The following is a 9,316-nucleotide window of genomic DNA, read 5'->3' on the forward strand; positions in this document are numbered from 1 at the left end:
ATTTTGCTTCCGGCCACACTAAGCTAGAGTTTTATTTAAATAAAGCTATTTAGTAATCATTAAATTAATTAAAATCTAAATCTAACACCAGCTCCATATAACCAACCTTTCTCAGAGTTTGATTCTATTTGCCACGACGTTTCATCATTACCTTTTGAATACTCATAGGCAATGTCGATATACGGCATGATCTTTTTACTGATTTCATAGCGAGTTTCAAACCCTGCGGTTGCACTGCTTAAACCAGTTTTTTTCGCATATTTAGAGTCATCACTAAAGATAGCATCCAACTCTAAATAAGGTTGAATAATCAACTTTTGCGTAATCAGAAAATCACGTTCCGTTTCTAGGCTAAAGCCCGCATAATTGTCTTCTCCCGCATAGAGATAAGCATCAGTTTCAAAGAAATATGGCGCCATACCATGTAAGCCAATCACCGCATCAACATTTTCTTCGGTGTCTTTGCGATGATCATTGAGTTCAACTTTTTCACTACGATAACGTGCACCAATCTGTGCATCCCAAAAGTCTGAAATCATACGGCTATATAAAAGTTTGGCATCATAATGTGCATCATGCGATTCTTCTTTATCGGCATGAATTTTAATAAAAACCTTATTTTCATCTGTGCCAATACGGGTTTCAAACTCTGACTTTAAATCACCTGTGCCATCTTCATTGACAAGCCACTTATTGTCCACTGTCGTAATCGCATAAATTTGCGCACCGTGTTCTGAGCGATGATCATAATGCGAACTCTGCTGAGCATTCGCATCTGGTACATGATGTAAATGATTAACCGTAGATGTTGCCTGATGTTGTGCCTGATTCATTTGGCTATGGTTCATTTGAGAGCGATCCATTTGCATCGGCTGATTTTGACTAGAAGATGTAGCAACTGTCATTTTTTCAGGCGCACTATGATCTTCACCATTATGTGCCAAACTCACTGCACTGACCATCAACAAAGAGCTTGCTAAAACAGTTTTAGAAAAAAGATTAATGGTGCGCATGTTGATCTCCTTTCTGTACTTTTTGATCTTGCTGTTTCTCTGTTGATTTGTGATGCATTGGCTGATGACCTGCATGTTGATGGTTCATCGGTGCTGAATGTGCAGCATGATTCATTTTCCCCATCATCTGCATGTGTTGTGCATGCTCTTGTGGAGAATGCTGTGAATGATCCATCTCAGACATCGCTTGATGATTCATTGATGGTACATTTTTCCCATCAGTCTGAGCAGTTGAATGATGCCCTTCGTGCGCCAAACTTAAGCTTGTTAAACTCAATACCGCAACAGAAAAAAACGCTTTAAATACAAAATTAGTGATGTGCATGTCCAGCTCCTTTTTGCTCAGTTACTTGGTGAGTTTGAGTCGAATTTGTACCTTGAATTGGCGTTGTAGACACTTGTTCATCGCTAACATTTGCCACGATCAACTTGTTCATCATTCCTGCACTCATGTGATACAACAAATGACAATGGATTGCCCATTCGCCCAACTCATCCGCAGTTAATAAAGCAGTCACTGTTTTACCCGGTGGTACAATCAATGTGTGTTTATTCGGCATATCTACCGACTCTTGACCATTCTCCAACTGCATAAACATGCCATGTAAATGCATGGGGTGCGCCATCATACTGTCATTAATAAATTTGATACGGATACGCTCGCCATACTTCACTTTTAATGGCTCAGCATCGCTGAATTTTTTACCGTTAATCGTCCAAATATAACGCTCCATAGTACCGCCCAAACGCACTACTAATTCACTGCTAGCTTCACGAGTATCTTTTTGCGGTTCTAAAGATTTTAAATCACTATATTGCAAGGCTTTATTGCCCGCAGGTGTAGATGCATTTGCCCAACCATAAACCACTTGATCATTTTCTTGTGGTTTTGCTGTGCCATGCTGTGAATGATCCATTTTCGAGTGATCCATGCCTTGCATATCGCCATGGTTCATTTTTGAATGATCCATTTTCGAGTGATCCATTTTCGAGTGATCCATGCCTTGCATATCGCCATGGTTCATTTTTGAATGATCCATTTTCGAGTGATCCATGCCTTGCATATCGCCATGGTTCATTTTTGAATGATCCATTTTCGAGTGATCCATGCCTTGCATATTGCCGTGGTTCATTTTCGAATGATCCATTCCTGCATGATCACCGCCACCATGTCCCATATCTTCCATGGTCAAAAGTGAGCGTGGACGTGGTGCAGGCATATGAATGCCATGTGTCATAGGATTTAATTCATTGTGCAGTGTACCAATCGCATAGCCTGCACGGTCAATTGACTCAGCTTCAATTTGATAATGTCCGCCTTTGGGCTCCACAATCACATCATAAGTTTCAGCTGTGCCAATACGAAACTCATCCACAGCAACAGGTTTTACAGGCTGACCATCAGCACTGACCACAGTCATTTTCAAGTTAGGAATACGGACATCGTAGAAAGACATCGCAGATGCATTCACAAAACGTAGGCGAATTTTTTCATTCGGTTTAAACATTCCTGTCCAATTTTGTTCAGGTGTTTTGCCATTAATGAGGAAGGTATAACCTGTAACATCCGACATGTCGGTTTTTAGCATACGCATCTGATTCCACATTTTGCGGTCAGACCATGTCGCTTTTATGCCATCACGTTTAACCTGCTTCCAAACATCACCCAAGGTTTCACGCTGATCTTGATAATATTCAGCTGAAATTTTAAGATCTTTCTGAATTTGATCACTGGTTTTTTCATGAAAATCTGACAACATCACCACATAGTCACGTTCAGCTTTTTCATGTGCTGCCAATGGTGTTTTACCTTTTGGATAAATCACAAAAGAACCATATAAGCCGTCCTGTTCCTGTCCTTTAGAATGAGCGTGATACCAATAAGTCCCGCTTTGGCGAATCTTGAATTTATAAACATACTCGCTTTGAGGCTTAATACCGTTAAAACCATTAAATCCCGGTACACCATCCATAATGCCCGGCAACAACAGTCCGTGCCAATGAATAGAAGAATCTTGGTTTTTTAAATTATTTTTCACGCGAATGATGGCTTCATCACCCTCTTCAAACTCAAGCAAAGGCGCAGGAAATTGACCATTTACGGTAATGCGCTTTACAGGCTTTCCAGTTGGGCTGACCACTGCTTCATCAATAACAAGCTGATATTCACGCACTTCGGCAAAAACCAAAGGCGACGATGCAAAACAAATACCTGCTAATAGGTACGAACTAATTTTATGAGACATAACTTAACCTTAATTTTTGAAAAATAAATAAATTTTAAAAAAATTGGTTAAGTTTTAGGAGGACGTGAAATTTCTTGCCAATACCCATTTAGATATTGGTTGGGGTAATAAAAATTAGGCTGATCTATAGAATAGAAGGTATCTAGGGGATCTAGCGAGCTTTGCAAAGAATGAAGACATGAGATCTGTGTCTGGCAGGATAAGCTAGAACATTCCTGACACTTTTTGTGATCTATATTCTGATTAAGAGCTAAATGATTATGGCAATCGGTATTCGTCTGTACTTCGTGATTAATACCATGTTGAGTGACTTGCTGTGCTTGATCTAAACAATGATCTTGGCTCATTTCAGTTTGCATATTGATATGCATTATCTTTACTGATGCAACAGACACACTACTCCATCCTATGGCAAAAACCATAAGAAAACAAAACCAAAGTTTTTTGGAGAGATGAGTCAACACGAATGCTATCTAGGAATAGAATTTAATCCAAAATATCTTAACGGAATTTCAAATATTTACAACTCAATATAATTTAGTAGTTTCTCTAAAATTAACATAATACACCTTATACGAAATGCGTTATAATTATCTATAGAAATCAATGCTGTAGTTTCTAGTTTATAGCCCAATCACACCCGATTGGGCTTTTTTATGGATTTTTCACGTTCCACGCCTATTATTTAAGCAATGTTTCACAACTTTGGTTAGCTCCAGTAAATAATTAAAACCTAGATAATAAGAACCGAGCGAGTGTCTACGAGCGATTGAGCATCATCAAAATTTCGCCCTCGCCTTTTCTCTGATTACAAGCTCCCTTTCGATTTTAAACGGTAGGTACAGAGCATCCCGAATGGGTGCGAACTTTGGAGCTTTTGCTTTTCAAAAAGTATGAGCGAAGCGAATACATTACAAATGCTTTTGCTTTTAGATTTCACAAAAAGGATTAACTAAAAACTGCCCCACGAAGCGAGGAACGAGCTTCAATAGAGTACGAGCTTTAGCGAGTACATAGGGCAGTTTTAAGCACTCCCCTCTCGAAAGGCTTTTAATTATTTTTAAAGCTTTTAATGCTTTTAGACAGGTTGAAACCCTTGTGTAGTAAGTGTTACAGACTATATAAACGGACATTTGCTCTTGTATAAACGGACATTTGCTCTTGTATAAACGGACATTTGCTCTTGTATAAACGGACATTTGCTCTTAATTAAAGGACATTATAAATATTGACCTTAAAAAGATATTAGATTACATTGTCCTTTAATTAGATAATAATAAGTTCTTCTTATGAAAAATAGTTTAGTCGTGAAAGATAATGCTCTAATAAATGCCAGTTACAACCTAGAGCTAACGGAACAACGTTTGATCATGCTAGCTATCATTAATGCTAGAGAATCGGGACAAGGAATCACTGCGGATAGTAAACTGGAAATACATGCTAGTGACTACGCCAAGCTATTCAATGTATCTGCCGATGCGTCATATAAAGCTTTGAGAGAAGCTGTAAATAATCTGTTTAATCGTCAATTTAGTTATACAGCCGAATATAAAAAAACAGGCAAAGTCGGCATTGTTCGATCTCGCTGGGTAAGCCGTATATTTTATGTAGATGACCTAGCATTGTTAGAAATTACTTTTGCTCCTGATGTAGTGCCTTTAATCACACGATTGGAAGAACACTTTACAAAATATGAAGCTAAACAAGTTGCTCACCTAACCAGTAAATACGCCACTAGGCTTTATGAATTGTTGATTGCTTGGCGTGAAGTTGGAAAAGTTCCACAACTAGAACTTAGTGAGTTTAGAAACAGATTAGGTCTTGTTGATAGTGAATACACCGCCATGAGTGACTTTAAAAAGCGTGTGCTTGAACCATCAATTAAACAAATTAATGAGCATACTGATATTACTGTAACGTATGAACAGCATAAAAAAGGACGGATCATTTCAGGTTTTTCTTTCAAATTTAAGCAAAAACAACAGCCAAAAGTTGAAGCAAAAAGAGATCCAAACACGCCTGATTTTTTTATAAAAATGACCGATGCACAACGCCATTTATTTGCGAATAAAATGTCAGAAATGCCTGAAATGGGGAAATATTCACAAGGTACAGAAAGCTACCAACAATTTGCTATTCGTATCGCTGATATGCTTTTAGAGCCTGAAAAATTCAGAGAGCTTTATCCAATTTTAGAAAAATCAGGATTTCAGCCATGATTAAATTAAATAACCTATCAACCGATCTAAAGCATGTGACCGTTGAATACCTCGACATCGTAAATTATGAAATTGCGAGGGAAAATATATGCGGTTATATCTTCCTATTATCCCGACTATCCAAAGATGCCGAACCCACCGAAAAAATGCAGATGGAAAGCAAAATACAGGACTTAATTTACTATCGAGATAATTTGCAGATAGAAGACAAGGACAATATTCAAAAGGTTTTAAATACGCTCATTCCAGAGTATCAAGCCGAACAAAACAACCAAACAGCGAAGAAAAATTAGGCTTCAATGTCGGGCAAATCAAAAAGCTGTCGATCTCTATTTTCTGTTAAATATTCGTTGAGTTCAGCGAGTATTTTTTCTTTATTGGCTTCATTTGCCTGCATTTTCTTAATCAAGTAAGAACCGAGCAAAATTTTACGCCGAGTATCATCCTTGCGCTCCTGTTCTTTCTTTTTGGTACGTTCTCTTGCTTCAATAGCCTGTTTCTGTGCTTTTAACTGTTTCAGCTTCTCTAACTGGGCTTCAATTTTCTTTTCGATATTTTCAGCAGATTTAGTCATAACGGTTAATTTCGGAATATAGAAAACCACTCAAGCATAAGACCCTATGAATTGAAATTCAAGCGGGTAATATGCTATCGTGTTTTTCATGAAATGCGCACTTACGACTTGAATTTCATTCAAGTCAAAAGATGCGTAAGGGGGAAACCCCTTAACCCCAAAAGCAAAAGCAAGAGCGGTAAAGCAAATGAAGAAATACAATATTGATGAACAGCATATTTTTATATGCTCAAACTGTGGGAATGAATTTTTATACAAATTACCTAAAATTCTTATAGAGCAAATGAATGGAGTATCCATTCAAACTATTAGAAAAGAATGCCCGAAATGTAATCAATACGTGGATGCCACAAGGAAAATTTAATGGCGATTTACCACTGTACAACCAAAACCGTTAACCGCAGTTCGGGAAGAACTGCCGTTGCATCTATGGCTTATCGTGCAGGGGAAAAACTAGAAGATAAACGTACAGGGCTGACGCATGACTTTACGAGAAAGGATGGAGTCGCCCATACCGAAATTGTGTCTAATCTCAATATTGAAATTGACCGCAGCCAACTTTGGAACTTGGCGGAACAGTCCGAAAACCGCAAAGATGCCCGAACCGCCAGAGAGTGGGTAATCGCCCTACCCGATGAATTAGACGCAGATCAACGTAAGGACTTGGCAAAAGCCTTTGCCACGGCCTTAGTTGATCGCTATGGCGTGATTGCAGACTTAGCCATCCACGAACCCAGCAAAGGCGGAAATGATAAGAACCATCACGCCCATATCATGCTTACCACCCGAAAGGCGGAATTAGACCCTGAAAACAATCTGACTCTGACCACAAAGGCAGAAATTGAACTCAGCAACGCCAAACGAAAAAGCCTTGGTATGGGTACAACCCAAGACGAAATTAAACAGATTCGGGAAACGTGGGCAAACCTTGCCAATCGTGCTTTGGAACGAGCAGGCATACAGGAAAAAATAGATCACCGCAGCTATGCCGATCAGAATAACGGACTACAAGCCACCATCCATGAAGGCACTAAAGTCACCCAATTACGCAGAAAAGGCATAGACACTGAAATCAGCCGTTTTAATGACAATGTGAAACAGCAGAACGCCCAACAGCTTGACCAACAGAAACAGCAGAAAGAGAGCGTTTTACAGCGTGGTTTAAACCGTGTCGATCAAGGTTTTGATCAATGGCAGAAGAACCAAGAAACCAAACGTCTAGAACTGGAACGCCAAGCGGAAATGAAACGACAGCAAGAATTAGATAAACAACGAGCCGAGCAAGCACTCCGCAAGGCATCTCAAAAACTAAGTAGAGGCGGAATGTCATTATGAGTAATCAAAATGATTTAGATGACCAGTTATATATTTTATTGGCATCCATGAAGGAATATCGAGAAGCCATAGCAGACGATAAGAAGCGATTAGAGCAGTTTTACAACCAAGTCGCTAGTGGAGTGCTAGACAAGGCTGAAAAATCGCTAGAAAACGCAAATAAGAAGCATACAGGTGCATTAAACAACAGTATTCAGGCATTAAACGAAGCTACAAACAGGCTCAACTTAAAACTTATCCTTATTTTTGCCAGCACGTTTGTGGCTGTGATGATGGTATTCATTTTGGCAATCTTCTTATACGTGCCAAGCAAAGACGAAATTGATAACCGTAGAGCTGATATGGCTTTACTAAAAAAATATCCGCTACAAATTAGAGAAAGTGATGGTGAAACATTGGTGAGAATCATGAGGAAAAATTGCTATTCGTTTGAACCGAGTAGTGTCAAAGAAAAAACGTATGACTGGTGTCAGATCGACCCTAAAAAATACTAGTTGATCGGTACTTTGCTTGGTTTTTCTTATTACTGATCAGATTACAGCAAGCGCAAAGTTGCCCGACTTTGAAACATGGCTAAAGCCATATTTCAAAGCATCGAGCTGAAATTTCGCATAAGAGATTTTATGTTAAATAAGACTATTAAGATCAGTTATAATTATCCAATAAGTGATTAAAAATAATAAGGTAATTTATGTCTACATGGGTGTGGGTACTTATTTATTTGGCAGTTAGCTTAATGTTCAAATGGATTATTTCATGGGGTGGAGCTGATTATATTAAAGGCTGGAAGAGTATCTTTTTCTTAGATATGGAATCAAGCTCATGGAATGAAGAACAGCTTAGAGCTATGGCTTTGTTTCTATGGATAGCATTTACCATTCTTTTTATTATAGGTTTAATTTACCCCGAATTTAGATTCTATAAGCTTAAAAATAGTTTGTAAAAAACGGAGCTTAAGCTCCGTTTTTATGGGTGATTTTTTAAATCATTCAGCATTGCATCACGTAAAATCTTATTCATACGTGTCTGATAGCCTTTGCCTTGTGCTTTTAGCCATTGCATGACATCTGCATCAATGCGTACTGTAGTCACTTGTTTAGTTGGCTTATAAAACGGATTTTGGACAGCATTTTTCCAAAAGCTTTCATCAAGTTCAGGAATGTCGGAAAAGTCTATTTCACTGTCTGCGCGTTTAGCCAGAGCTTCAAGTCTTGCCTTTTGTTCTTCAGACAAAACAGGAGGTTTATTCAAATCTACTTTGTACGTAACGGTTTTGCTCATACTGTTTCCTCTCTTTTTTCTCTGCCTGTCGTGCTGAAATAATACGGATATGATCAATCCCATTATGATCTTGTACAGTATGAGCCACCAATAAAACTGTCTGCCCGTGTACGAGACCTATCGCTTGCCAACGATATTCACCATTTTCAAAGCGATCCTGTTTGAAGACGGCATGAGCATCATAAAAAACTAAGGTTGCATCTTCAAAAGCTACACCATGTTTTTTGAGGTTTGTTTCTGCTTTATGCTCATCCCATGAAAACTCAATTTCCATAGTTGCATCGCTTTTTGTTAATACAAAAATGTTAATACAAAATTGTAAATTTTGCAAAGTTGTTCCATTTTTTATTGGCAAAATATTACAGAATCGAACATAAAAAAGCCGACTTGTTTCAAAGTCGGCTTTTTGCGGTTTTTATGATCAGGATTGATTTTTTAAGTAATTGATATTTATATTAATATACAAGTGTATTGCGTATAACCGCCATTATGTTAAATGGAAGGAAGCAAAATAAGTTAACATTTTGCTTCCGGCCACACTAAGCTAGAGTTTTATTTAAATAAAGCTATTTAGTAATCATTAAATTAATTAAAATCTAAATCTAACACCAGCTCCATATAACCAACCTTTCTCAGAGTTTGATTCTA

Annotated in this window: 11 protein-coding genes; 5 read left to right on the forward strand and 6 right to left on the reverse strand. The window is 38.1% G+C overall.

Annotated features, from left to right (window positions below):
- Positions 1-68: 68 nt before the first annotated feature.
- The 3 genes from FTU86_RS13370 to FTU86_RS13380 are packed head-to-tail and all read right to left on the reverse strand — an operon-like array spanning position 69 to position 3,259.
- Positions 69-1,013: a copper resistance protein B gene (locus tag FTU86_RS13370; RefSeq protein WP_004668309.1), complete on the reverse strand. Its 945-nt coding sequence runs from the start codon at positions 1,011-1,013 to the stop codon at positions 69-71.
- Positions 1,000-1,338 (reverse strand): hypothetical protein, encoded by a 339-nt coding sequence (locus tag FTU86_RS13375; protein WP_004897649.1) that lies wholly within the window; start codon positions 1,336-1,338, stop codon positions 1,000-1,002. The genes FTU86_RS13370 and FTU86_RS13375 overlap by 14 nt, the downstream gene beginning before the upstream one ends.
- Positions 1,325-3,259 carry a multicopper oxidase domain-containing protein gene (locus tag FTU86_RS13380; RefSeq protein ID WP_180048589.1) on the reverse strand — a complete coding sequence of 645 codons (1,935 nt, stop codon included), beginning with the start codon at positions 3,257-3,259 and terminating at the stop codon, positions 1,325-1,327. Before FTU86_RS13380 ends, FTU86_RS13375 begins: the two co-directional genes overlap by 14 nt.
- Positions 3,260-4,548: 1,289 nt before the next feature.
- Here FTU86_RS13380 and repM point away from each other — a divergent pair.
- A complete protein-coding gene (gene repM / locus FTU86_RS13385) occupies positions 4,549-5,478 on the forward strand; it encodes a replication initiation protein RepM (RefSeq protein ID WP_004871874.1) in 930 nt (309 codons plus the stop codon).
- On the forward strand, positions 5,475-5,771 hold the full coding sequence (locus tag FTU86_RS13390; protein WP_032072979.1) for a hypothetical protein: 297 nt from the start codon (positions 5,475-5,477) through the stop codon (positions 5,769-5,771). Before repM ends, FTU86_RS13390 begins: the two co-directional genes overlap by 4 nt.
- Here FTU86_RS13390 and FTU86_RS13395 read toward each other — a convergent pair.
- Positions 5,768-6,052 (reverse strand): hypothetical protein, encoded by a 285-nt coding sequence (locus FTU86_RS13395; protein WP_004871868.1) that lies wholly within the window; start codon positions 6,050-6,052, stop codon positions 5,768-5,770. The two genes, FTU86_RS13390 and FTU86_RS13395, sit on opposite strands and share 4 nt — an antisense overlap.
- Before the next feature lie 363 nt (positions 6,053-6,415).
- On the opposite strand from FTU86_RS13395, the gene mobQ reads away from it, so the two are divergent.
- From mobQ to FTU86_RS13410, 3 genes are all read left to right on the forward strand, one after another.
- Positions 6,416-7,387 (forward strand): MobQ family relaxase, encoded by a 972-nt coding sequence (gene mobQ, locus FTU86_RS13400; protein ID WP_180006216.1) that lies wholly within the window; start codon positions 6,416-6,418, stop codon positions 7,385-7,387.
- Positions 7,384-7,881: a hypothetical protein gene (locus FTU86_RS13405; RefSeq protein ID WP_180006217.1), complete on the forward strand. Its 498-nt coding sequence runs from the start codon at positions 7,384-7,386 to the stop codon at positions 7,879-7,881. Before mobQ ends, FTU86_RS13405 begins: the two co-directional genes overlap by 4 nt.
- A 197-nt stretch (positions 7,882-8,078) precedes the next feature.
- Positions 8,079-8,330, forward strand: a complete 252-nt coding sequence (locus FTU86_RS13410; protein ID WP_004969151.1) for a hypothetical protein — start codon at positions 8,079-8,081, stop codon at positions 8,328-8,330.
- Between the two features lie 23 nt (positions 8,331-8,353).
- Here the strand turns inward: FTU86_RS13410 and FTU86_RS13415 are convergent, their stop codons facing one another.
- Together FTU86_RS13415 and FTU86_RS13420 are read right to left on the reverse strand one after the other, a co-directional pair.
- A complete protein-coding gene (locus FTU86_RS13415) occupies positions 8,354-8,668 on the reverse strand; it encodes a BrnA antitoxin family protein (RefSeq protein WP_096902543.1) in 315 nt (104 codons plus the stop codon).
- Positions 8,631-8,942 carry a BrnT family toxin gene (locus FTU86_RS13420; protein ID WP_086183165.1) on the reverse strand — a complete coding sequence of 104 codons (312 nt, stop codon included), beginning with the start codon at positions 8,940-8,942 and terminating at the stop codon, positions 8,631-8,633. The genes FTU86_RS13415 and FTU86_RS13420 overlap by 38 nt, the downstream gene beginning before the upstream one ends.
- Between the last annotated feature and the right edge of the window lie 374 nt (positions 8,943-9,316).

This window comes from Acinetobacter sp. YH12155 (genome assembly GCF_013418255.1).
Lineage (GTDB): Bacteria > Pseudomonadota > Gammaproteobacteria > Pseudomonadales > Moraxellaceae > Acinetobacter > Acinetobacter indicus.

Excerpts from the sequence above, each read along its gene's own strand:
- FTU86_RS13370 (WP_004668309.1), bottom strand. The coding sequence starts at position 1,013 with ATGCGCACCATTAATCTTTTTTCTAAAACTGTTTTAGCAAGCTCTTTG.
- FTU86_RS13375 (WP_004897649.1), bottom strand. The coding sequence starts at position 1,338 with ATGCACATCACTAATTTTGTATTTAAAGCGTTTTTTTCTGTTGCGGTA.
- FTU86_RS13380 (WP_180048589.1), bottom strand. The coding sequence starts at position 3,259 with ATGTCTCATAAAATTAGTTCGTACCTATTAGCAGGTATTTGTTTTGCA.
- repM (WP_004871874.1), top strand. The coding sequence starts at position 4,549 with ATGAAAAATAGTTTAGTCGTGAAAGATAATGCTCTAATAAATGCCAGT.
- FTU86_RS13390 (WP_032072979.1), top strand. The coding sequence starts at position 5,475 with ATGATTAAATTAAATAACCTATCAACCGATCTAAAGCATGTGACCGTT.
- FTU86_RS13395 (WP_004871868.1), bottom strand. The coding sequence starts at position 6,052 with ATGACTAAATCTGCTGAAAATATCGAAAAGAAAATTGAAGCCCAGTTA.
- mobQ (WP_180006216.1), top strand. The coding sequence starts at position 6,416 with ATGGCGATTTACCACTGTACAACCAAAACCGTTAACCGCAGTTCGGGA.
- FTU86_RS13405 (WP_180006217.1), top strand. The coding sequence starts at position 7,384 with ATGAGTAATCAAAATGATTTAGATGACCAGTTATATATTTTATTGGCA.
- FTU86_RS13410 (WP_004969151.1), top strand. The coding sequence starts at position 8,079 with ATGTCTACATGGGTGTGGGTACTTATTTATTTGGCAGTTAGCTTAATG.
- FTU86_RS13415 (WP_096902543.1), bottom strand. The coding sequence starts at position 8,668 with ATGAGCAAAACCGTTACGTACAAAGTAGATTTGAATAAACCTCCTGTT.
- FTU86_RS13420 (WP_086183165.1), bottom strand. The coding sequence starts at position 8,942 with ATGGAAATTGAGTTTTCATGGGATGAGCATAAAGCAGAAACAAACCTC.